The following is a 23800-nucleotide window of genomic DNA, read 5'->3' on the forward strand; positions in this document are numbered from 1 at the left end:
CAACAAGAATAGGGGGAGTTGCGTATGTCGATCAGACTAAGTTTTGCAACACTTTTTTTTATGATTTCCCAGTTGTTCCTGATTCAAACTATTTCTGCTGAATCCTCACATACAGCGCCAACGGGAGCTGCATTAACCACACAAAAAGCTGCATCTCATGATGATGCAATTCAGCAATTTGTACGCGGAGATTTCGCCAGTCGCCGTGCAATGCTCAATCAATGGCCTGCCAGTATTGAACAACTGGACCAGTTGGTTGCTTATGTTGAAAAAGATCAACTCTACACCGATAGTTCAGGCAATACTTATTTGATGAAAGAGGGGGATAAATTATTCAGTTATCCCGATGAGCAAGCAATAACGGATTGGCCGGGTGATTTAAATCAAGTGACTTTGGTCAATACCCTACACAAAGCCTTGAGCTTTGCTCAAGCAAAAATCAAATTACAGTCTACAGATGTTTCACAGCGTCTTGCCGCGATTGATATTCTAGAAAACAACTTAGATGAGCTGGATATAAAAATGATCAATCAGCTTTATCTAGATGAAAACAATAATAAAGTCAAAGCACGTTTAGCACAGCTAAAGGCCAGAATGGATTTTAATAGCCCTGATACTTTGACCAAAATTCAAGCTGCAAAAACCTTAAAAGATTCTAATCGCCCTGATGTTTTAGCCATCGTTGAACAAGCGCTGACACAACCAAACTTAAACCCAGAATTAAAATCAGTATTAGTCAGTGCACAAAGCAGTATCAAAACACGAATCCAGGTCAGTGAATGGACTGGACATGTTTTTTCAGGTTTAAGTACCGCAAGTATTTTACTGCTTGCTGCTCTTGGGCTTGCGATTACCTATGGCTTACTGGGTGTCATCAACATGGCGCATGGTGAGTTGATCATGATCGGTGCTTACACCACTTATGTGGTGCAAAGCTTTTTTAAAACACATTTAGGTGCATATCTGGATTGGTATTTGATTGCTGCCATTCCTGCGGCTTTCCTTGTTAGTGCCTTGATTGGCATGTTGATAGAACGAACCGTGATTCGCCCCTTATATGGTCGTCAACTGGAAACATTATTGGCAACTTTTGGTGTAAGTCTCATCTTGATGCAATTGGTCCGAATGATCTTTGGTGCTCAGAATGTTGAAGTATCAAATATTTCATGGCTTTCAGGCGGTATTTCAATCACACCAAGTTTAATGCTGCCATACAACCGTATTGCGATTATCGTCTTTACCATTGCTGTACTGCTGTTACTGGTCTATCTACTCAATAAAACTCGGTTTGGCTTATTTGTTCGTGCAGTCACGCAAAATCGTCAAATGGCACGGGCTGTCGGGATTCGCTCGGCACGTATCGACATGATGGCATTTGGCTTAGGTTCAGGGCTTGCAGGACTTGCAGGCTGTGCTTTGGCACAAGTAGGTAATGTTGGTCCAGATTTGGGGCAAAACTACATTATTGATGCTTTCCTTGTCGTTGTGGTTGGTGGCGTCGGGCAGGTTTGGGGAGCGGTTTTGGCGGCGCTGGGACTTGGTGTCAGTGGAACAATTCTCGAAATCGGCATGGGTGCTGTGCTGGCTAAAATTATTCTCTTGGTGCTTGTGATTTTGTTTATTCAAAAACGTCCACAAGGTTTATTTGCCATCAAAGGTCGTTTTGTGGAGTAAATATATGAAAATCACTGCATTACTTTCAGATAAACCCTACAGTGCAATCGCGATCGCAATATGCTTTGCAGTGATGTTGATTTTACCGTGGTTCCATGTACTGCCACAGGATTCAAGTCTACATCTTTCAGCGTATTGGGTCACTTTGATTGGCAAAATCATGTGCTTGGCTTTGGTCGCACTTGCATTGGATCTGGTGTGGGGTTATGCCGGCATTCTAAGTCTGGGGCATGGGCTTTACTTTGCTTTGGGCGGATATGCTTTTGGTATGTACTTGATGCGAGAGTCGGCAGGGGATCAACTTCCCGATTTTATGCGGTTTCTCAGTTGGACTGAATTGCCTTGGTATTGGGTTGGGACTCAACATTTTGTTTGGGCCTTGGTGTTGGTTGTTTTAGTCCCGGGTGTAATTGCCTTTATTTTCGGATTTTTTGCTTTCCGTTCCAAAATCAAAGGGGTGTATTTTTCAATTATTACCCAAGCCATGACCTTTGCAGCAGCATTGTTATTTTTCCGCAATGAGACAGGGTTTGGTGGCAACAATGGTTTTACTGGTTTCAAAACGATTCTCGGAATGGATATTACCTCCGCTTCTATGCGAGCTAGCTTATGCTTCCTGACGGCTGTGGTATTACTCCTGAGTTTTATAGGTTTACGCAGTTTAATGAATAAACCTTATGGTCGAGTACTGGGTGCGATTCGTGACAGTGAAAACCGTTTGCAATATCTAGGTTATCGAACACTTTGGTATAAATTGTCTGCATGGGTCATTTCAGCAGTTATTGCTGGAATTGCAGGTGCATTGTATGTACCGCAAGCAGGCATTATTAATCCAAGCGAAATGAACCCTGTCAATTCAATTGAAATGGCAGTCTGGGTTGCCGCAGGTGGACGGGGTACTCTGATTGGTCCGATTCTCGGTGCAGGATTAATTAATGGGGTAAAAACCTATTTTACAGTTGCCTATCCAGAAGCATGGTTATTGATTCTAGGTGCATTGTTTATTGTTGTGACTATTTTCCTCCCGAAAGGTGTGATCGGATTATTTGAACGCTTTAAAAAAGGAGATCACTAATGTCAGCGCTCTTATCAGATTTAGGTTTAAATGCTCAACATGGTGGTCAAATTGGTGAAGGTTACGGTCGCCCTAAAGCCGAAGGCGCCGATTTTAGCCATGGTATTGCACTGTATTTAGAAAAAGTCAGTGTGTGGTTTGATTCCTTTCGTGCCTTAAATGATTTGTCTCTTTATATTGAAGAAGGTGAATTACGCTGCATCATTGGTCCAAATGGTGCTGGCAAAACCACCTTGATGGATGTCATCACAGGCAAAACACGTCCAACAGAGGGTTCGGCTTTTTTTGGTCAAAACTATGATTTAGCCAAAATGAGTACCGAGCAAATTGCTGAAGCTGGGATTGGTCGTAAGTTTCAAAAACCGACTGTATTTGAAAATTTTACGGTCATGGAAAATCTGCTCCTTGCTGCACCTAAAGATAAAACGGTGAAAAAAAGTTTCTTCAGCAAACTAAGCCCTGATGCACAGTTGGCATTAGATGAATCTTTGCAGCAAATTCGTTTACAAGAGTTTATTCAAAAGCCAGCAGGTTTATTGTCACATGGGCAAAAGCAGTGGCTTGAAATCGGGATGCTATTAATGCAACGCCCAAAACTGATTCTGCTAGATGAGCCTGTTGCAGGTATGACCGATGCAGAAACTGAACGTACTGCTGAATTATGTTTGGAGTTAAAAAAGAATCATACTTTGTTGGTGGTTGAACACGATATGAGCTTTATCGATACCATCAGTGAAAAAGTCACCGTGCTTGCACAAGGTGCAATACTCGCCGAAGGCACATTGGCAGAAGTTCAGGCGAATGAAGACGTGATTGAAAAGTATTTAGGGCGCTAAGGGGGGACGTATTATGTTGGAAGTTAAAAACATCAATCAATTTTATGGCGGAAGTCATATTCTCCGTGATGTTAGCCTCAATGCGCCAATCGGTGAATGCTCGGTGGTTTTGGGCAGAAATGGTGTAGGAAAAACCACCTTATTAAAATGTTTGATGGGGATCTTACCCATTAAGTCAGGACAGATTCTTCTAGATGGTCAAGATATTGCCAAAATGAATCCTGAACAACGGGTGAGAGCAGGGTTGGCTTATGTTCCACAAGGGCGGGATATTTTTTCTACACTGACTGTGGAGGAAAATATTTTGATCGGCATGGCAAAATTTTCTGGCGCAAAAACCCGTAAAGTTCCTGAGCACTTATATGAAATTTTTCCAGTTCTCGATGAAATGAAACATCGCCGTGGAGGCGATTTATCAGGAGGACAGCAACAACAATTAGCCATTGCACGTGCTTTGGCTTCCGAACCTAAAGTGTTGATCTTAGATGAGCCTACGGAAGGTATTCAACCCTCAATTATCAAAGACATTGGACGAGTGATTCGAAAATTAGCGGATCGTGGAGAAATGGCGATTGTATTGGTCGAGCAATTTTATGATTTTGCTGAGGAGCTGGCGGATAATTATACGGTGATGGCACGTGGTCAGGTGGTGGCACAAGGTATTGGGGAAGAAATGCCTGAAAAGGGGATTCGAGATTTAGTTGCCATTTAACAAAATCTAGAAAACATTTTCCCCACCTCCCTAAGTGAAGAGAGGTGGGGATTAAACCCTATATTATCGAGGTTCAACTTTCTGATAATAGCCCGTTGATGAAACATTCATCCCAAAGCCACAATCGGTCTGTTCAGTTAATTGTTCCACTTCAATAAAATTTCCTAAAGACGGGCTATAAGTAAAATTGATGGCAATTCGACAATTTTTATAACGATAGCTTGCTTTCTTCGCTTGAAGTGGCATTTCTGTTTCAAACTCACCAATATTAGGACCATAAATTAGGCTTCGAGGTCTCATCCATAAACCAGTGAATTCGATGTGATATTTCTGATCACGCTTTTTAACATTAACCCGATTCCACTCACCAAAACCAGCATAACTGACATATTCTCCGGTAAAGTCACTATTTGCTTGAGGGACTGCTAACTTTTTTAAATTAAATTGACTGGTTTTTGTGGGTTTAATTTGAAACCATGCTCTTGCCCATAAGGGTTGATTGAGTTTGCTATAGGTTAAACCCACATTATTATTGGCAATGTCGATGTCATTGTCTGAAACTTGGATGCCAGTTTCTTCTTGACCAACCGACTGACAAAAATCGCTCCAAGATGCTTGCTTTTGAAACTGATCAAGTGCTTTTTTATAATTTTTCTGGTCGTAAAATTTTTGTCCTAATTTACGATATTGACTAAGTTTGGCACACCCTTGTTTGACATTTGGGTCAACATAATCAGCAGCGTAGCTTGATGTATGCAGGATCAGAGCCAATGGTGCCAGTAGGCTGATTATAATTTTATTCATAAATGCTCGGAAAGTAGGCAATATTATTCATTGTTATACAACAGATTTTGGAAAAGCCAAAAACAAAATGTGTGATTTTTCATCTTGAATTAACATCCAATTCTAATCAAGCGCTTTGACTATAGAGATATATTTAGTTTGCAAGAAACTTATTTTTTAATTTCACCCGCTTAATGCTTCATCAAAATTAAGTTGCATCCACACCAAATCACGCCACATGCCAAATTTCTGACCAACCTGAGGCATATAGCCAGTTTGGATGAATCCGAGTTGTTGATGTAGATAGATTGATGCTGCATTTTCGTGATCGATTGCAGCAACCATGACATGTATGCCTTGTTGTTGCGCATGTTCAATGAGTTTGATCATCAGGCGTTTACCCAGTCCTTGCCGTGCATAGCTTGGATCAATATAAACAGAATGCTCTACAGTTTGTTTATAGCCATTGATTGCTCTGAAACTTGCATAATCGGCATAACCTGCAATCGCGTGAGTAGAGGTTTCTTCTGCCACAAACACGGGGAATCGATTTTGTTCCAGTTCTAAAAACCATTGTTGATAATCTTCTAAGGTTTTTAATTGACTATTCCAAGTGGCTAGACCTGTTTTAATTTCTTGATTATAAATATGCATGATCTCAGTCAGGTCTGAGGTTTTCGCAGGGCGGATCTGAAAATTCATGAATCTTAGGTCAGAGGCAAATTTGTCTGTTTATTTTAGAAAGATTTATTTTTAAGGGCAATAAAAAAGCAAGGTTGAAACCTTGCTTTTTCATCTATCTATTCAATATCAATTAAAAGTGATATTTCACAAGTGCACTGACGTTATTTTCATCTTTGCCAGGAACGCCATATTTGTTATGCCATACAGAATGTTCAACACCAAGATATAGGCGAGTATCTGGAGAAATGTGTTTACCAGCGTTCCATTTCCATTGTGTTGTCCAGTTTAATTCACTTGAGTGAGCAACTTGATCTTTTTCTGCAGTTGACCAATCTAGAAAACCATCTACTAAGAATTCTTCAGAAGCAATTTTGAATGGAATTCCATAAGTGAATGTCAATTGATAGTCATCTTCTTGGATTTCGTTATTGGCACGGTAGAAGTTTAATTGTGCATATTGGAAATATGGAATCGCTAAATCTACGCCAACACCATAGAGGTAGTTGTTCATATCTTTACCACCTTCCCAAGTGGTTGCGATCAATACATCTTTGATTGGACCAAGTTCAAGTTTTTTCCCTGAAACTGCACCTAAACTGAGGCGTGGTGAAACTTCAAAATAAGTGTCTGATTGACCACCACTGTTAGTACGGTCTGCAAATGCAAAAAAATCGCCGTATTTTAGCTTTGCTGCATACTCAAACGTAATTGTAGATTGTTTTTCATCTGGCGTTAATTCATAGTTTTCACCATAAAGACCGGTAATACTAAAATCTTGCCAAACTGGCGCAGCTTGAGCCATAGTTGCAGTTGAAGCGATTGCACAAATCGCAGCGAGATGTGTAAGTTTCATGAAAAATCTTTCCCCCAAGAAAAGCGCTTCAAGGATACAGATTCCGCGATAAAAATAAAGCTAAAAATAGATGGAATGTAAATAAATATGTAAACATCAAGTAGGGAAGTGTGTTGAAAAAGTGAATCTAAAAATAAATTAGAAAATGAACTTTTATATTCACGCAATCATCATCCTTTTATATAGAGTTGATTGATTTACTCAGGATTAATGCTAAAAAATTTAAAAAAATCATTGAATTATAAAGTAAAGTAACAAGATGTCATTTTTCATATTGTTTTCATAAAAAAGTTAAAAATCCGCTTGCATATTTTTCAATATAGCCTGATATTGAAGATATAAGAACACCTATCTGCAGATCATTAAAAGTGTTCATCTTTGCAATAGAGGAGTTAAGGTTCCAATTTATTGAAGGTGAAAAGCTGTTTTAAACAGTAGGCTTTGAATGAGCCAAAAATATAAGTTTTGCACTGTTTTAGATGAAAAAAGAGGTTTTTTTATGAATATTGAAATCCGTACAGATAAAAATATTAGAAATAGTGATCGTTTAATTACTTATGTACGCGACGAGCTAAATCAAGAATTCCAACGTCATAGTGAGCGTATTACCCAATTTTCAGTTCATATCAGTGATGAAAATGGGGACAAAGGTGGGGATGATGATATTCAATGCATGATCGAAGTGAAAGCAGCAGGTCTAAAACCGGTGGTGGTAAAACATCGAGCTAAAAATATAGATCTCTCATTACATGGTGCGATCGATCGCGTAAAACGTAGTTTAGAGCATGTTTTGGAGAAAACTGAAAATCCACGTGGTGGTAAGTTAGAACTTGCAGATGCGGATGAAGCATGAGTAGAAAAAAGGCCTTAGGGCCTTTTTTTATGAATCAAAACAAAAAATGCGATGCACTTTGTCATAAGTTAACAATAAATGCCATTTAAACCAAAAAAATGAAGTATTAAATTTTTTCAAAGCTATTTTTAAAATATTCGTCATAATGTTGATAGGAATAGAATAGTGAGATCAAAATGTTATCAGCACAACAACAAGTCTTTATACAGGCTTTAGAAGATTTAGACCTTGCTCAAGTGAAACGTTTGCTCGCAGATGGGTTTGACCCTAACTTTATGGAGCCAGAAAAAGGTCCAGCAGTATCTATCTGGTCAGATGGATTATTTAAATGGTGGGAAAAAATCTGTGATGCTTATGAAGCAGGGCAGCCCCTAAGTGCGGAACAAAAAGCTCAAGATTTACAACCACATTTAGACATTTTAAATGCTTTGATTGATGCTAAAGCAAATTTTTATTTGTGGGATGCAGAAGAGTGTTATGGTCCTTTATGGGATGCAGCAAGCGCAGCGTGTGTGCCGGTAATTCAAAAGCTGTTAGATCATAAAGTTGATCCTAATACCAAAGATGATGAAGGTAAAACCATTTTGTCATCGATCAGTGATTTGTTTTTTGATTGTGAATTTGATCAAATAGATTGGTCTCAGGCTTTACCTGAAGAGAAAGAATCTTTAGAGTTACTACGTAGTCGCGGTGCGAAAATGTCCAAAGAATTACCTTAAATTTTGAGTCTTCATATGGCAATTTTAAATAGAATCACATTAGCCCTTGCTTCGAGCCTAAGTATAAGCGCAATGGCAGCAGAATTTTCTTTTGATCGTCCTGGATCAGGTTTTGGAACAGGAATTACTCCAGTAGGTCAGTTGGCTTGGGAGCAAGGTTTACCAACTGCAACCTACACTGAAACCCGAGTAGATGGCGCAAAAGCAAAAACTGTAACCCTCAATGGCGATATGCTACTTCGTACAGGTTTAACCTCAAGTATGGAATTGCAGTTAGGTTGGCAAGGTCCAGCTTGGACACAAACCAAGTATAGAGGCGTTAAAGACGATGACTCCGGTTTGGGTGATGTTTCTATTGGGATTAAAAAAGCCATTGATTTAAAAGATGATAAGTTGTCTATGGCGATCTTGGCAAAAGCATTGATTGCAACGGGCAATGAAGGTTTTTCTGAAGAAGACGATATTTACAGTATTGGAACATCTTTAGCTTACCAGTATAACGATTTGGTTAATACGGGTATCACTATGGACTATGCGGTGCAAGATGGTCATTGGTCAGTCACAGCTATTCCTACAGTAGGCTATAAAATTGCAGGCAATCTTTCAGGTTTTTCTGAATTCGTTTATTCAAAAACTGAAAGCAAAAATTATGAATATGGTCTAGGTTCAGGTTTGATCTATGCTGTGAATGAACGCACTCAGCTTGATGGTAGTGTCGGTGTTGATTTAAACGGTCGCGATCGTAGCTATAAAGCAGGTTTTGGTATTTCCTATTTATTCTAAACCAGACCGTTCAGAAAAAAGGAGCAGTTAAACTGCTCCTTTTTTTGTTGCTGAGTTTTTATGCTTTTAGATAGGCAAAAACTTGGTTATGCTCTTTTTAAAATGTAAATAAATAGAGGAGGATAAAAATGTTAGAACTCTTTATTGGTGATAAAAACTATTCAACTTGGTCTATGCGTCCTTGGCTTGTGATTCAACATTTTAACATTCCGTTCAAGGAGCGTTTAATCCCGTTTGATCACTTCGACATGGACAGTCAATTTAAGCAAAGTATTTTAAAAATTAATCCTACAGGCAAAGTGCCTGCTCTGGTTGATGATGGCTTTTTAATTTGGGACTCCTTGGCGATTTGTGAATATCTTGCTGAGAAGTTTCCTGAAAAACAGTTATGGCCACAAGAGATCAAACAGCGCGCACGGGCTCGGTCGATGTCTGCGGAGATGCACAGCAGCTTTACTGCGCTACGCAGTACATGCGATATGAATATTGATGCGGATTTAAAAGATATTGGTTTAAAACTTTGGCAAGATCATCCAGCACTACAGCAAGATGTGCATCGTATTGTACAACTGTGGTCGGAGCGTCCACAGTTGGATGGTTTCTTATGTGGGGAGAGTTTTAGTATTGTGGATGCATTTTATGCGCCAGTAGTGATGCGTTTTATGACCTATGGAATTCCTGTAACAGACAACAGCCAGCGCTATATTCAAAAAATATTGACTGTACCAGCGGTGCAACAATGGATTGCTGAAGCGCAGGCTGAGTTTAGATTTGTGGCATGTGAAGAACAATATCGAACATTGTCTGACTAAATACCAAAGTTAAGCGATTTCATTGATCGGCGCATGATACAAGTGCACTTGATTACGCCCAGATTGTTTTGCGCGATATAATGCTTTGTCTGCCAGATGAATAATTTTACTGATATTGTCATCATCTATAGAGGTGGCAATCCCAAAACTTGCAGTCAGTTGCACATAATGATGATCAAGTGACTCAATGACTTGATTTTGGATCGCCAATCGACAACGTTCAGCAAATGCTTGAGCGCTGTCCAATGTGGTGTCAGGTAAAGCAATAATAAATTCTTCTCCACCATACCGCGCCACGATATCGGAATGGCGAATTTGTGAAGAGAGCAGTTTGGCAACTTGGCATAATGCTTCATCACCAAAGTGGTGCCCATATAAGTCATTGATATCTTTAAAATGATCAATATCAATTAAAATAATGGCATAGTGGGTTTTTTTGCTTTGCATTGCATCGAGTTTTTCATTAAAAAAACGACGATTATATAAATTGGTGAGTGGATCCGTTTCGCTGAGTTTTTTGATTAAAGACTCTCTATGTCGCCACTGTGACAATAAAATTTCACATAAAATTAAACACGCCATTAAAATGGGAACAATAAAATATACCATCGTTCCTACCCAGAACAGATTGTCATGACGATTATTCTCTAATATGCGTATGCTAAAGATGGGTGCATAAGGAATGATGTGCCAATAAGTAAATAACATCATTGAAATATAAATCACTAGTGCCGTGATGAGTTGAATATATATAATTTTTCGATTAAATAAAATGAACCCTACACCTGAAATACACACGAATGCAAATATCGTTGCAGGGCTATAAATTCCGACTAAAAAACCATCAGTCAGCATTAACATAATAAAAATACTGATGACGATATGGGGCAAGATGGTGTTCGCCCATGTTTTATGTTGGAAAAAATGACAAAATAGGATCAGTAAAAAAAGCAGTAGTGTTGAACCAAGATTGACCATCAACTGCAATTGAATCAAGCTGATATTGACCCATTGCCAAGTTTCTGGGGTTAAAAGGATAAAAACTTTCCATGCAATCCAGGAAAGATGCAGCGCCATAGTGAGGATGAGAATCAGAATACACTTATGCAAACTGCTCCAATTCATAATGATGTTTGAATCAAATTGTGTTTTCAGTTTTTTAAAAAAAAGATTAATGCCTAAATTTGATTCTGCCATCCATATTTATTCCTCTATTTTGTTAGTCAGTCATCATTGTATATTGATCATATTTTCTAAATTATAATGACTAAAATCTAGGTTAACAAAACATTATTATGCATGATTTGTTAAAAATTTTTTATAAAAATACACACATTAAAAGCAGTGCTTCGATGATTTAAAAACCTTTTGTTAAGATCGAACTCCTGTACTTGAATAAAATTGATGGCGATTGGTTTTTGCCATGTAGAGTGCTTCATCAGCCTGTTGTAAGACTGTACTGCTCATACTGTCTCGTCCCGAGACGGAAACACCACAACTGGTTTTAAGCGACAGGACTTTGTTGTTAATTTTAAACTCATGATTGTTAATCAAATCTGTTAAACGCAATGCAATTTGTTGCGCCTGCGTTTGATTGACATCACTTAAAATTAAAATAAATTCGGACTCACTATAGCGACCGATCAAGTCTGTTTCACGGATATTTTGTGATAGTTCATTAGCAATCGCAGCCAAAGCTTTATTTGCTGTCTTTAAATTATATTGAGTTTTAATCGTATTTAAATTATCGACGCTCAGCAAAATAATCCCATAATAAGATTCACTTTGTGGGTGCAATTCTTTTAAATAGCTATTAATGGCAAATTGGTTATATATGCCTGTTTGTGAGTCAATTTCTAAATCATGATTGACTTGGTTTTTGTGAATAAGCTTGGCAATAAAAGAGTGTTTCAACACTTGATTGAATAATGAGTGAATTTTACGCCGTCTTTCAGAATAAATTTTATTACGCATCATTTAATCCATCCGTGCTTGGATTTTTATTGTGTGATTCTGAGAATGTAGCAATTTATTCAGCCAAACTCAAATTTAAGTTGATGTAAATAATTGATGAATATAAACATAATTTATAAAAGGGTGATTGATTTTGCAGTAAAATTTAACAATATAGTCAAACTATCTGATTATTGATACGAGTAATTTGATTTCAATCATGCATATTCAATATATTTCAGGCTTTTATAAAAATTATTAGAAGCGTTTAGAAATACATTTAATTTTGTATTTTTGAATCATAGATGGTCTTTCTATCGAGAGAAGGCATGGATATCGCCATGTTGTGTGGGGGATATAAAAAAAACAAAGCACTGCTTTGTTTGCAGCGCAAGAATATGGTTAAACAAAAAATGGTTGAGCAATGAGTCTCATTACCTACGCAAATCTATTTAAACTCTAAATATAAAGCATGGCAATGAAAACTTTAAATCATTCAATGATATATTCATCGCATTGGTTGTATTGATCAATAGAAATTATATTTTTACTGTATACTTTTTAAGCAGATTGGCGATAAAAATAGTGTTGAAGCTGTTTGGGTAAGGCTTAAATTTCGTGATTAATATAAATAAAAAAAACAACAGTGAATTCTGCATATTCTCTGTTGTTCTTGGTCTGAGGCAGGGGGTTAAGGGTTAATCTTGATCAATTTTATGTGCAAATTCTGCGAGATCTGCTAAAGATTGCTTCGCTTCCTCAAACCATGGACTAAACATCTGAAAATTGTGCCACATGCCGGTATAGAGTTTGTAATTAACCTGAACATTTGCTTCTTTGGCTTTTTCTTCAAAACGTTGTGCATCCGAAAGCAAAATTTCTTTGGAACCAATTTGTACAAGTGTTGGAGGAAGACCTTCAAAATCGCCAAAAATTGGGGATAGCGCTGGCAAAGAACGATCTAGATGTTTCGGAACATAAAAATCAATGCCAGATTCAAGCGCTTCTATAGACAGCAGTGCATCATGCTTTTGGTTATAACGCAAAGACTCTCCTGTGAGCGTTAAGTCTAGAAATGGAGACATCAGGATTAATGCGCTTGGAAGTTGTTGTTTATTTTCTGCTTTAATTCTTAACGCTAATGCCAGAGCTAAATTTGCACCACAAGAATCACCTGAAATGATGATGTCTTTGGGTTGAATACCTTGATCCAAAAGTTGTTGATAAACATCATAAATGGCGTCACCCGCTTCAGGGAACTTATTCTCAGGTGCGAGAGGATAATCCAGATGTAGCACTTGCATTTGTGTTCGTGCTGCAACTTCGGAAAGAAAAGCACGATGCGTTTTAAGCGATCCTACAAAAAAAGCGCCACCATGGATATGTAGAATCATTTGAGTTGATTGTGCTTGAGGTTTGATCTCTTCTGCTCGAATCCCTGCAATCCGCAAAGGACGTATTTGTACATCTTTACGTTGCGGGAAAACGCGTGCAAGTTGTTCTATCGCAAAGCGCGCTGTAGCTGGAGGAAGATTAAAGCGACTTGGAAATTTGAAGCTGGATTTAAGAATAGATTCTGTAAGATATTGTTTCAGGGCTGAGTTCATCTTCACGTTTATTCCATATTGTTAAATTTTCGACTTTATTTTTGTTGATTTACCAACATTTGTTACAAGGGTACACTATATAGTCACATAGAAGAATTGCTTAATTGACGCAAGTTTTTGATACTATAGATTGTCAATTAGACTAGGGAAAACAAAACAATGAAAAAAATTGTACTCGCATTAGGCGTATTATCGGCAACAGTTCTTGCAAACGCTGCAGATCCACTCAATGGAACAGTTTGGAAAACAATTGATGATACGACGAAACAACCAAAGGCAATTGTAAAATTCACTGAACAAAAAAATGGAACATTGACGGCAACGATCCAAAGTGTTTTAACACCAGGTGAAGAAAACTCGTGCAGCAAATGTGAAGGACCTTATCACAATAAATCATTGAAAGGCGTGACCATTGTTCACGGACTACAAAATGTCGGTGGTAAGAGTTATGACAATGGTACGATTCTTGATCCTAAAAATGGCAAAACCTATAAACTGAAAGGCGAACTCGCTGGGAATCAATTAAAGTTACGTGGCTATATGGGCATCTCGGCTTTAGGTCGTAACCAAACATGGGTGCGTGCAAACTAAGACGGACGTTTCTATCATCTAAAAAGCCTGATCAATCGATCAGGCTTTTTTATAGTTTAGCGTAGAAGGTTTATACAGTAGTTTTTAAGGCTCTAATTTGGTCTTCATCATAACCCACCACAAATTGACCATTCTGTTCAATCACAGGACGTTTAATTAAACTGGTATGGGTTGTGAGTGCATCAATTAAATTTTGATCACTGGATAAGGCAAGCTGTTGCTCTTGTTCACTGAGTTTTTTCCATGTTGTTCCCTTTTTATTCAGCACCACATCTTTTCCTAACCGATCTAGCCATAACTGAACCGTATCTTTGTCGATACCTTGCTTCTTATAATCATGAAACTCATAACTCAATCCAAGTGTTGTGAGCAAATCAAAAGCTTTCTTCATTGAGTTACAATTTTTGATCCCGTAAATTTTCAACATGTCTTAACCTAACTTACAATTGTGTGATTTAACTGAAAGAGTAACAAAATTGTCGATCTAGACTGTATAGAATAGATAAAATATTTTAAAGCAGAGGGTGTTCTGTCATAAAAAATTAATATAGTAGGATTAATCTTTTGATTAAGTTGGCATGAGATCGACTGAGATAAAGGATTTTTAAAATAACTCAAAAACAAAAAAGCAAAAATAAAAAAGAGAAAACCCGCATCTAATCATCCTGATTATGCGGGTCTCATTACAACGTCCAATGTCACATCCTTGCAAAATAAATATTCAACATATTTATTTCTTTTCGTCCTACGGCGTCCTATCCCTTTGCTGTCATCCTGACAATGTCCCTGTGCCGTGGAAGGTATAATGCGCTTATTGCAGTGAAGAAAATATACGATAACACGACAAATTTTGTAGGTTTTTACCGCATATTCAGTGCACAATTGTAAACTTATTGAGTGGATTTTGAAGAAAAACCACTCAACTTGGCTTAAATTTTGTAGTCAATCACCACTGGAGCATGGTCGCTATACCATTCATCTTTATACACCCAAGCATTCACGGTACGCTCTTTCCAGTCAGGTGAGCAAGCATGATAATCAATTCGCCACCCGACATTTTTTGCCCGAGCTTGTCCGCGATTGGACCACCAAGAATATAGTTCAGCTTCTTTACGTACTTCTCGGAAGGTGTCGACATAACCTAAATCATCATAAATATGATCAAGCCAAGCACGTTCATGAGGTAAGCATCCCGAAGATTTTTGATTACCCGACCAATTTTTAATGTCGATACGTTTATGCACAATATTGTAATCACCACAAACAATGATTGATCTGTCTTCATCACGCCATTGTTTTAAAATTTTTGCATATTCTTCTAAGAAATGGTCTTTACGCGCCTGAGCTTCATCACCAGATGAACCTGAAGGGAGATACAATGAGCAAATTTGTACTGGTTTATCTAAACCAAGATCAAATTCAGCTTGGATAAAGCGACCTTGACTGTCTGCAAGCTCAAAACCTAGACCATTGCTGATCGATTTAAAAGGCAAACGACTATAGATTGCAGTACCTGCATAACCTGATTTTTGCGCAGGAAATAGATGGGTAAACCAACCCTCTGGTTTAAATTTATCTGTCCATTGCTCGTGTGTAATGCGGCTTTCTTGGATACAGATTACGTCGGCATCCGACTTTTCCATCCATTCGAGTAAGCCTTTGGTGACGGATGAACGTAAGCCATTTACGTTAATTGAGACAACTCTTAAAATTTTTTGATCACTTGGATAGCTACTCTTTGGTATCATGCGCAGTCATAACCTCAATGTATGAATTTTGGAGCACCTCATGTCAACGCCAGCTCAGTTTAACCCACAAGCTTTTATCGAACTCGCATTATCACGTGGTGTGCTTAAATTTGGTGAGTTTACTTTAAAATCAGGTCGTGTGAGCCCTTATTTTTTTAATGCAGGTTTACTCAACGATGGTGAAGCATTATCGCTTTTAGCTCAAGGTTATGCAGATAAATTAACACAATGTAACAACGTCGAAGTAATTTTTGGACCAGCGTATAAGGGGATTCCTTTCGTTGCTGCGACTGCTGTAGCGCTATCTCAAGTTCACAATCAGAGTGTACCTTGGGGATTCAATCGCAAAGAAGCAAAAGATCATGGTGAAGGTGGTGTTTTGGTGGGTGCTTCAGTTGAAGGCAAAAAAGTTTGGATTATTGATGATGTGATTACCGCAGGTACTGCGATTCGTGAAGTTGTCACGATTCTTAAAAATGCAGGTGCAACAATTGCAGGTGTATTGGTTGCACTTGATCGCCAAGAAAAAGGTCAAGGTCAGTTGTCTGCGATTCAAGAAGTTCAGAAAGAGCTTGAGATCCCAGTTCATGCTTTAATTACCATGAAAGACTTGATGGATTATCTGGATGCGAAAGGCGACAAAGATGCTTTAGCGAAAATGGAAGCTTACCGTGTGAAATATGGCATATAAGCTGAAAAATTAGATAAGATAAGGAGCATCAGCTCCTTATTTTTATGGTCAATGAAGGATTAGGTACCATATTCAATGTTAATTCTTGTGATAATCGTTGTTGTGGCTGTATTAGGCATTATTTTTGCCAAACAGATCGACCAACGACGCTGGCAACGATACCAATTTGAAAGAGATATTTATTTTCGACAATATCCTTTTCAGTGGAAAGGTTTAGAACAGTTTGAACTGGTTCTAAATATCAATGCGCAAGCGCAAAAAAAATTGATCAACCAACTGATGTTAAGACCGTCAAATGACAGCTATATCAGAAAATCATCCATACAGCGTGAACCAGAATATCCAAGACAACATTATACGATCAAAGTGATGGTACAAGATTTCACGATTGGCTATTTAGAAACAAAATACGCTGAATTATTCGGAGCGAGTCTCGAGCAAACGGATTTTGAAATTGGTCGCCCAATTGAATTAAATGCTGAAGTTATTGTTTTTGAAAGGGATAATGAAGTTTCCTGTCGTGTAAAACTAGATTTGCCACGTAATCCAAAAACTGCATATCAATATTTAATTGAAAATAACCAACAACAATTTAAAGAAAAAAATTAAAAATAAAAACAGAGGAAAAGAAGCATCGGGCTGTGACCACGACAGTCCTGCATCACACTCTTTAATTTGAAACAAGATTTTTTGATTAATGCAAGGATTTCTATCTGTGTGATTAAGCTCGCACATGGCCTCTCACTGCTTGTAAGGCTCTATTTCGCACAGATAAAGTGTTGGCATGAGCTAGAGAGATTATCTCTCATCATCCATATGTGAATTGAGCAAATAAATACTTTGAACAATATGTTTCTGATTTTGAAAGGTATGGGCGACACGGTGTGTCTGAAACTCTTCAATGGTGAAGTTTAATGTGTATTCTTGAATAGCGTCTAAACTCACCAAGTGCGTGATCAATTGATTGTGTTGTCTTAAAACTTGGATTTGAAGAGGAATGTTGAGATTGTTTTGGAACTGCAAATCCTTGTATCCATAGACCACAGTGGCATCACTGCCTAAAGGTGTAAAACGTTCATGTTCTTGATAAATATCTATAGAATGTGAATGCCTTTCTACAATCACTAAACCAGCTTTTAATGCACTGATATAGAGTGAAGACGAAATTTGGCAAATTCCACCCCCAAGATCTTCTGAAATGATTCCATTCACTAGATTGCGTCCTGCTTTATAGCCATTTTTTAAGGTGGGTGCTTTCACCAAATGCCAAAATGAAAAAATCTGCTGTGGCTGAATGATCACGCCATTTAAAGTTTGGATGGCAAGATCAATATTGTGGATTTTATTTGCGAAATAAGCATTCGATTTGATTTCCTGCGATGTTGAAATTTGGTATTCCGATAGCCATAAATTTTGTTGTGTCAACGCAAAATTTGCTGAGGAAAATAGATGTTCTCGGCTATACCTTCGCAACTGCTGATAACGTAATTTCCATGATTTAGGTAAATATTTTTTCATGTAGAGTTATGCTATTGGGTGGGGTTAAAGAGAGGATTGTTTTTCTAAAACAACAACCAAGTAAGACGCATATTCTTTTAAAAATGAACGGCAGAATAGATTATCCAAGCTTCTGAATAGTGGACGCAAGCGTTTGGGAATACGATGAATGGGGAAGAATAAGAACCCTTGACTGGCAATCAGTTTCCACTGGGTGCCTGCAATTTTTTTTATTTCCGACAAAGTCATTTGATGTCCTGCATGCCAGTTTTCTTGTTGATGCTTGACCACTTGTCTACGCTTGGCGGAAGGGAAGTCGAAAATAAGCTGACCTTTTGATTTTAATTTTTGATGTGCCTCATTTAAGAATTGGATAGTGGTTGCATGATCTTGATGCATGATCACATGAAAGCTATAGATGGCGTTTAAGCTGTGGTTAGCTATAGGTATTTCAGTTAAACGACCTTCGAGCAAGTCTTTGTTTGGATATTTTGCTTTAGCAACTTTAAGCATTTCAGGGCTAAAATCCACGCCATAATGGGCATAATCCAATAAACGACCTGTACCACAACCCAGATCCATACACTGTTCAGGTGGTGTAGTTTTAAGTATTCGATTGAGAAAATCTCGTTCCTGTTGGTCTAAATACTGCCCATAACTGTTGTTAAAACGATTGTTGTCATAGTCTTCAGCGAGTTTGTTGTAGTAGGTTTTTATTTCTAATTCAGAATGATTCGACATGGGTAGCTCTTTTTATTCGGCGAATAAATAAATTTATAAACTATTTTTGGGGAAATCACACTGTTTACAATCTATAGGCGTTGCAATTTTTTCCTGACGACCTTGTGTACTCATTACCCAAGGTCGATTTTGCCAAGGCGGAAGATGGCGCATATGTTGGCGGTGCCCACAAGAAAGCAAAGCAACATAATGATATTCTTCATCTATTTCAAAACCAAGGATAGTTTGCAACATTTTGATGGTCTTATTCACAATTATTGCCAATAGTTTAGCGAAATTTCGAAAAAGAACGGCATAATCTCCGCTATACTGCATGCAATCCAAAAATTTATCAGAGTATCAAAATGCGTGTACTTGTTGTGATGGATCCCATCGAAAGTGTAAACCTCAAAAAAGACTCAACTATGGCGATGCTGTGGGCTGCAGCACGTCGTGGACATGAATTGGGTTATGCATTGCAACAAGATTTGTATATTGATCAAGGCAAAGCATTTGGTTTGATTTCACCCCTTAAAGTTTTTGAAGACTACAATCATTATTATGAGTTGGGTGAAAAAACCAAAGAGTCTATCGCTGCTTATGATGTGGTGTTGATGCGTAAAGACCCACCTTTTGACATGAACTTTGTTTATACCACGTATATTTTAGAGCAGGCAGAACGGGAAGGTGCGTGGATCATCAACAAACCACAAAGTTTACGTGACTGCAATGAAAAACTTTTCGCAACACAATTTCCTGATTTACAAGTACCAACCTTAGTCAGCTCACAACAGCGTTTAATTCGTGAATTCTTAAAGGAACATGGTGATGTGATCGTTAAGCCTTTAGATGGTATGGGGGGAATGGGGATTTTTCGTTTATACCAAGATGGGGTAAACATTGGTTCAACCATCGAAATTTTAACTGAAAATGGTACACAACCGATTATGGCGCAACGCTACATTCCTGAAATTGTAGAGGGCGATAAACGCATTTTAATGATCAATGGTGAACCAGTACCTTATTGTTTGGCACGTATTCCACAAAATGGCGAAGTACGCGGAAATTTAGCTGCTGGCGGTTTAGGTGAAGCGCGTCCATTAACAGAAAATGATAAAGCCATTGCTGCAAAAGTTGGTCCATTTTTAAAAGCAAAAGGTCTAGTCTTTGTTGGCTTGGATGTGATTGGTAATTATGTGACTGAGATCAATGTGACCAGCCCAACCTGTATCCGCGAGATTGATACTCAATTTGGTACTTCAATCGCAGATGATCTGTTTGATGTACTGGAGGCAGGTAAATCTGCTTAAACATCATATTTAGTGGAATGACATTTTGTAGTGAGATGATCGATTTATTTTTAAATGATGCTAAAAAATAGAGTCTAGAGAGACTCTATTTTTTTTGGGGTTGAACTGGATAAATCATGCAAAAATAAAAAAAATAACATTGAATTCTACTTTTTTTAGCAGATTAATGACAAAAGTAGTTTAAACTTTCAAAACAGTAGAAAAAAACAATGAAAGGCTTGGTGAAAAAAAGTAAATAAACTTTTCCCCATAGCGGATTGTGATTACAATTGGTTGTTTAAAATATTCGTTAAACATTTATTTTTGCATTGAAGAATTAGACCGTGACCAAACCTCAGCAAAGCACACCGAAACACGTCATGATGATGGCGGCGGGTACAGGCGGACATGTATTTCCTGCACTGGCAGTTGCAAAAGAATTGCAGCAACAAGGCAGCCAAGTGTCTTGGTTGGCAACACCAACAGGTATGGAAAACCGACTTTTAAAACAACACGATATTCCAATTTATCAAATTGATATTCAAGGTGTACGCGGCAACGGAATTGTACGTAAACTGGCTGCGCCCTTTAAAATTTTAAAAGCAACCTTAAGCGCGATGCGTTATATGAAACAGCTCAAAGTTGATGCTGTTGCCGGTTTCGGTGGTTATGTGGCAGGTCCAGGCGGTTTAGCTGCACGCTTATTGGGGATTCCAATTCTGATCCACGAACAAAATGCTGTTGCAGGGTTTACCAATACCCAATTATCACGAATTGCTACGACGGTATGTGAAGCTTTCCCAAATACATTCCCCCAGAGTGCGAAGATTGTGACGACTGGAAATCCTGTACGTGCAGAGATTACGGGGATTTACAATCCATCTTTTCGTTATAAAGAGCGAGAAAATGCGCATGAACCATTACATATTTTAATTGTCGGTGGCTCTTTGGGAGCGCAGGCATTGAATGAATGTGTGCCTGAAGCATTGAAACAGCTCAATGTGCCATTAAACATATTTCATCAATGTGGTCAAAATAAACAAGATACTACCCAAGCGTTATATGCCAATGCCCCCGATAATATGCAGGTTGAGGTTCAACAATTTATCGAGGATATGGCACAGGCTTACAGCAATGCAGATTTAATTATCTGCCGTGCAGGAGCGCTAACAGTGACTGAGGTAGCAACAGCAGGTGTGGCAGCGATATTTGTTCCATTGCCAAGTGCCGTGGACGATCACCAAACTGCCAATGCCAAATTTTTGGAAAAAACGGGTGCTGCGAAAATTTGTCCGCAAAGTACCATGACACCAGATTCCCTAAAAGATTTACTCACGCCGTTGATGAACCGTCAGTTATTGATGGAAATGGCAGTTAAAGCCCGTCAACAAGCTCAACCAGATGCGACACAACGTGTGGTTGGTTTAATTCAAGATTTGTAAGTTAGAGTTGATTATGTCTCCAACAAGCCCAGCTGATAAAGCAAAGAACCTGATTAAAATTCCAGAAATGCGCCGTATTAAGCATATCCATTTTGTGGGTATTGGTGGTGCAGGTATGTGTGGTATTGCAGAAGTATTAAAAAACCAAGGTTATAAAGTTTCTGGTTCTGACATTAAAGCATCCAAAACGACAGTACAGCTTGAAGAGAATGGTATTAAAGTTTTTATTGGGCATGCAGAAGACAATATCAAAGGTGCAAATGTACTGGTGGTATCCACAGCAATTGATCCTGAAAACCTAGAAGTCAAAGCAGCAATTGAAAATCGCATCCCTGTGGTGCGTCGTGCTGAAATGCTGGGTGAGTTAATGCGCTATCGTCATGGTATTGCTGTTGCTGGTACACATGGTAAAACTACAACGACAAGTTTGGTCACTTGTATGTTGGCAGAAGAAAACATGGACCCAACCTATGTGATTGGTGGTTTGTTAAATCGCACAGGCGTGAATGCTGCATTGGGAGCAAGTCGTTTTATCGTTGCTGAAGCCGATGAATCAGATGCTTCGTTCCTTCATTTAGAACCAATGGCTGCGATTGTCACCAATATCGATGCAGACCATATGGACACTTATGGCGGTAGTTTTGATGTATTGAAAGATACTTTCGTGAAGTTCTTACAAAAAATGCCGTTCTATGGTTTGGCTGTGGTGTGTGGCGATGATGCCAATATTCGTGAAATCATGCCACGGATTGGTCGCCCTGTGGTGACCTATGGTTTCAATGAAGATAATGATATCCGTGCGATTGACATTGACCAAACGGGTATGCAGTCAAGCTTTACCGTGTTGCGTAAAGGACGTGAACCTTTACGACTAACAATTAACCTTCCTGGTTTACACAATATTCTCAATGCATTGGCTGCGATTGGTATTGCCACTGATGAAGGTGTATCAGATGCGGCGATTGCACGCGCATTAGAAAGCTTCAGTGGGGTAGGTCGCCGTTTTCAAGTTCAAGGCGAATATCCACTCGATGAAGGCACCGTGAAACTGGTAGATGATTATGGTCATCATCCAAAAGAAGTAGAGGCAACGATTAAAGCCGCTCGAGCGAGTCATCCAGATCGTCGTTTAGTCATGATGTTCCAACCGCATCGTTTTAGTCGTACCCGTGATTGTTTTGATGATTTTGTCGATGTGTTGTCACAAGTCGACCAATTGTTATTATTAGAAGTATATCCTGCAGGTGAGAAGCCAATTGTTGGGGCAGATAGTCGCTCTTTGGCACGTAGTATTCGTTTGCGTGGTGAAGTTGAACCGATTTTAATTGACCCTGTAGAAGGTAATTTGCAGAACGTGATACAAAAAGTGTTACAAGCGAATGACTTGTTATTAACACAAGGTGCAGGTAACGTGGGAGCAATTTCTGTAGAATTGGCTCAAAACCAACTGTATTTAAAATAATTGATTTGGCTTTGTTTAAATTTGGATTTGAATAAGGCCTTAAAAATTGAAATTGACTAACTTATAAGTTTAAGGATTTAAACGTGTCAAATGCTTCTAAATTCGGCAAAGTAGCGGTGTTGCTTGGTGGTAAATCTGCTGAGCGTGAGGTGTCATTAGATAGTGGTAAAGCTGTTTTAGAAGCATTATTACGTTCAGGTGTGAATGCAGAGGCTTTCGACCCGCAAGAGCGTAGTGTGACGGAACTTGTGGACTATGATCGTGCATTTATCGTATTGCATGGTCGCGGTGGTGAAGATGGTCAAATCCAAGGTGCCTTGGAATGGATGAATGTACCTTATACTGGGACAGGCGTACAAGGTTCTGCGATTGGTATGGATAAAGTCAAGACCAAACAGATCTGGCAAGGTTCAGACTTGCCGACCGCACCATATCGTATTATTTCAAAGGATTCTGATCTCAATGAGGTGATTGAGAGTCTTGGTTTACCTCTGATCATTAAGCCCGTTCACGAAGGTTCAAGCGTGGGAATGAGTAAGGTTGAAAAAGCAGAAGACCTTATTGCCGCAATTGAAAAAGCCACTGTACATGACGCAGTCGTGATGGCTGAAAAATGGATTACAGGGCGTGAATATACCATTTCCTTCCTGAATGGTTTGCCATTACCCGTGATTCGTTTACAACCTCCAGCAGATGTAGCATTCTATGATTACGAAGCCAAATACAATCGTAATGACGTGGAATATGGTATTCCATGTGGTTTAAGCGAAGCTGAAGAAAAGAATCTTCAAGCGCTCTGTTTACGTGCTTTCCAAGCTGTAGGTGCTAGCGGATGGGGGCGTATTGATGCGATGTTGGATGAGCAGGGTAATTTTTGGTTATTAGAGGTGAATACTGTTCCAGGGATGACCAGCCACTCTCTTGTACCTAAAGCGGCAAAAGCAGTTGGTTATAGTTTTGATGAATTGTGTGTTGCGATCTTAGCGCAAACACTCACGGAACAAGCTCACTAATTT

26 protein-coding genes are annotated in these 23800 nt (G+C 38.7%); 15 read left to right on the forward strand and 11 right to left on the reverse strand.

Going from position 1 to position 23800, the window contains the following annotated elements; genetic code table 11:
• Nucleotides 1-24: 24 nt before the first annotated feature.
• From urtB to urtE, 4 genes are read left to right on the forward strand one after another with little or no spacing between them, the layout of a single operon-like run.
• Complete coding sequence (urtB, locus tag TOL5_RS00760; RefSeq protein ID WP_009585466.1) at nt 25-1674, forward strand: urea ABC transporter permease subunit UrtB; 1650 nt, start codon at nt 25-27, stop codon at nt 1672-1674.
• 4 nt (nt 1675-1678) lie between these two features.
• A complete protein-coding gene (gene urtC / locus TOL5_RS00765) occupies nt 1679-2749 on the forward strand; it encodes an urea ABC transporter permease subunit UrtC (protein ID WP_005035138.1) in 1071 nt (356 codons plus the stop codon).
• Nucleotides 2749-3585 (forward strand): urea ABC transporter ATP-binding protein UrtD, encoded by an 837-nt coding sequence (gene urtD / locus TOL5_RS00770; RefSeq protein WP_004826035.1) that lies wholly within the window; start codon nt 2749-2751, stop codon nt 3583-3585. The genes urtC and urtD overlap by 1 nt, the downstream gene beginning before the upstream one ends.
• Before the next feature lie 13 nt (nt 3586-3598).
• On the forward strand, nt 3599-4297 hold the full coding sequence (gene urtE / locus TOL5_RS00775) for an urea ABC transporter ATP-binding subunit UrtE (protein WP_005035141.1): 699 nt from the start codon (nt 3599-3601) through the stop codon (nt 4295-4297).
• A gap of 63 nt (nt 4298-4360) precedes the next feature.
• On the opposite strand, the gene TOL5_RS00780 is transcribed toward urtE, so the two are convergent.
• From TOL5_RS00780 to TOL5_RS00790, 3 genes are all read right to left on the reverse strand, one after another.
• Nucleotides 4361-5101, reverse strand: a complete 741-nt coding sequence (locus TOL5_RS00780; RefSeq protein WP_221260634.1) for a hypothetical protein — start codon at nt 5099-5101, stop codon at nt 4361-4363.
• 162 nt (nt 5102-5263) lie between these two features.
• Nucleotides 5264-5782, reverse strand: a complete 519-nt coding sequence (locus TOL5_RS00785; protein ID WP_009585467.1) for a GNAT family N-acetyltransferase — start codon at nt 5780-5782, stop codon at nt 5264-5266.
• A 112-nt stretch (nt 5783-5894) separates the two neighbouring features.
• Complete coding sequence (locus TOL5_RS00790) at nt 5895-6617, reverse strand: outer membrane protein OmpK (RefSeq protein ID WP_004826043.1); 723 nt, start codon at nt 6615-6617, stop codon at nt 5895-5897.
• Between the two features lie 499 nt (nt 6618-7116).
• Between TOL5_RS00790 and TOL5_RS00795 the strand changes: the two genes are divergently transcribed.
• From TOL5_RS00795 to TOL5_RS00810, 4 genes are all read left to right on the forward strand, one after another.
• A complete protein-coding gene (locus tag TOL5_RS00795) occupies nt 7117-7470 on the forward strand; it encodes an HPF/RaiA family ribosome-associated protein (RefSeq protein WP_004826046.1) in 354 nt (117 codons plus the stop codon).
• Nucleotides 7471-7646: 176 nt separating this feature from the next.
• Nucleotides 7647-8189 carry an ankyrin repeat domain-containing protein gene (locus TOL5_RS00800; protein ID WP_005035149.1) on the forward strand — a complete coding sequence of 181 codons (543 nt, stop codon included), beginning with the start codon at nt 7647-7649 and terminating at the stop codon, nt 8187-8189.
• Nucleotides 8190-8204: 15 nt separating this feature from the next.
• The gene (locus TOL5_RS00805; protein WP_009585528.1) at nt 8205-8972 is read left to right on the forward strand and encodes a transporter; all 768 of its coding nucleotides are present in this window, start codon (nt 8205-8207) and stop codon (nt 8970-8972) included.
• A gap of 128 nt (nt 8973-9100) precedes the next feature.
• Entirely contained in the window at nt 9101-9784 is a 684-nt protein-coding gene (locus TOL5_RS00810; RefSeq protein WP_121774565.1) for a glutathione S-transferase family protein, read from the forward strand.
• Between the two features lie 9 nt (nt 9785-9793).
• Here TOL5_RS00810 and TOL5_RS00815 read toward each other — a convergent pair whose 3' ends face one another.
• The 3 genes from TOL5_RS00815 to TOL5_RS00825 form a co-directional block, all read right to left on the reverse strand.
• Nucleotides 9794-10981, reverse strand: a complete 1188-nt coding sequence (locus tag TOL5_RS00815) for a GGDEF domain-containing protein (RefSeq protein WP_121774564.1) — start codon at nt 10979-10981, stop codon at nt 9794-9796.
• A 174-nt stretch (nt 10982-11155) separates the two neighbouring features.
• The gene (locus tag TOL5_RS00820) at nt 11156-11761 is read right to left on the reverse strand and encodes a GGDEF domain-containing protein (protein WP_046760640.1); all 606 of its coding nucleotides are present in this window, start codon (nt 11759-11761) and stop codon (nt 11156-11158) included.
• Between the two features lie 674 nt (nt 11762-12435).
• Nucleotides 12436-13344, reverse strand: coding sequence for an alpha/beta hydrolase (locus TOL5_RS00825; RefSeq protein ID WP_004826058.1), 909 nt, complete (start codon nt 13342-13344; stop codon nt 12436-12438).
• 159 nt (nt 13345-13503) lie between these two features.
• Between TOL5_RS00825 and TOL5_RS00830 the strand changes: the two genes are divergently transcribed.
• Nucleotides 13504-13935: a DUF2147 domain-containing protein gene (locus TOL5_RS00830; RefSeq protein ID WP_004826060.1), complete on the forward strand. Its 432-nt coding sequence runs from the start codon at nt 13504-13506 to the stop codon at nt 13933-13935.
• A 70-nt stretch (nt 13936-14005) separates the two neighbouring features.
• On the opposite strand, the gene TOL5_RS00835 is transcribed toward TOL5_RS00830, so the two are convergent.
• Nucleotides 14006-14362 (reverse strand): Spx/MgsR family RNA polymerase-binding regulatory protein, encoded by a 357-nt coding sequence (locus TOL5_RS00835; RefSeq protein ID WP_042087833.1) that lies wholly within the window; start codon nt 14360-14362, stop codon nt 14006-14008.
• Between the two features lie 502 nt (nt 14363-14864).
• Nucleotides 14865-15683: an exodeoxyribonuclease III gene (locus TOL5_RS00840; protein WP_004826064.1), complete on the reverse strand. Its 819-nt coding sequence runs from the start codon at nt 15681-15683 to the stop codon at nt 14865-14867.
• 40 nt (nt 15684-15723) lie between these two features.
• Between TOL5_RS00840 and pyrE the strand changes: the two genes are divergently transcribed.
• Together pyrE and TOL5_RS00850 are read left to right on the forward strand one after the other, a co-directional pair.
• On the forward strand, nt 15724-16374 hold the full coding sequence (gene pyrE / locus TOL5_RS00845; protein WP_004826066.1) for an orotate phosphoribosyltransferase: 651 nt from the start codon (nt 15724-15726) through the stop codon (nt 16372-16374).
• Between the two features lie 75 nt (nt 16375-16449).
• Nucleotides 16450-16983, forward strand: a complete 534-nt coding sequence (locus TOL5_RS00850) for a hypothetical protein (protein ID WP_121774563.1) — start codon at nt 16450-16452, stop codon at nt 16981-16983.
• A gap of 189 nt (nt 16984-17172) precedes the next feature.
• Here TOL5_RS00850 and TOL5_RS00855 read toward each other — a convergent pair whose 3' ends face one another.
• The 3 genes from TOL5_RS00855 to TOL5_RS00865 are packed head-to-tail and all read right to left on the reverse strand — an operon-like array spanning nt 17173 to nt 18846.
• Nucleotides 17173-17892 carry a VanW family protein gene (locus tag TOL5_RS00855; RefSeq protein ID WP_004826070.1) on the reverse strand — a complete coding sequence of 240 codons (720 nt, stop codon included), beginning with the start codon at nt 17890-17892 and terminating at the stop codon, nt 17173-17175.
• Between the two features lie 24 nt (nt 17893-17916).
• Nucleotides 17917-18612 (reverse strand): class I SAM-dependent methyltransferase, encoded by a 696-nt coding sequence (locus TOL5_RS00860; RefSeq protein WP_042087838.1) that lies wholly within the window; start codon nt 18610-18612, stop codon nt 17917-17919.
• A gap of 33 nt (nt 18613-18645) precedes the next feature.
• Nucleotides 18646-18846, reverse strand: a complete 201-nt coding sequence (locus tag TOL5_RS00865; RefSeq protein WP_034708110.1) for a DUF3565 domain-containing protein — start codon at nt 18844-18846, stop codon at nt 18646-18648.
• Between the two features lie 110 nt (nt 18847-18956).
• Between TOL5_RS00865 and gshB the strand changes: the two genes are divergently transcribed.
• From gshB to TOL5_RS00885, 4 genes are all read left to right on the forward strand, one after another.
• Nucleotides 18957-19901, forward strand: coding sequence for a glutathione synthase (gene gshB, locus TOL5_RS00870; protein ID WP_004826075.1), 945 nt, complete (start codon nt 18957-18959; stop codon nt 19899-19901).
• 323 nt (nt 19902-20224) lie between these two features.
• Nucleotides 20225-21322 (forward strand): undecaprenyldiphospho-muramoylpentapeptide beta-N-acetylglucosaminyltransferase, encoded by a 1098-nt coding sequence (gene murG, locus TOL5_RS00875; protein ID WP_009585475.1) that lies wholly within the window; start codon nt 20225-20227, stop codon nt 21320-21322.
• 13 nt (nt 21323-21335) lie between these two features.
• Nucleotides 21336-22784, forward strand: a complete 1449-nt coding sequence (gene murC / locus TOL5_RS00880) for a UDP-N-acetylmuramate--L-alanine ligase (protein ID WP_004826079.1) — start codon at nt 21336-21338, stop codon at nt 22782-22784.
• Between the two features lie 83 nt (nt 22785-22867).
• A complete protein-coding gene (locus TOL5_RS00885; RefSeq protein ID WP_004826080.1) occupies nt 22868-23797 on the forward strand; it encodes a D-alanine--D-alanine ligase in 930 nt (309 codons plus the stop codon).
• Nucleotides 23798-23800 lie beyond the last annotated feature (3 nt).

Source organism: Acinetobacter sp. Tol 5, assembly GCF_019702905.1.
GTDB classification, from domain to species: Bacteria; Pseudomonadota; Gammaproteobacteria; order Pseudomonadales; family Moraxellaceae; genus Acinetobacter; species Acinetobacter bereziniae.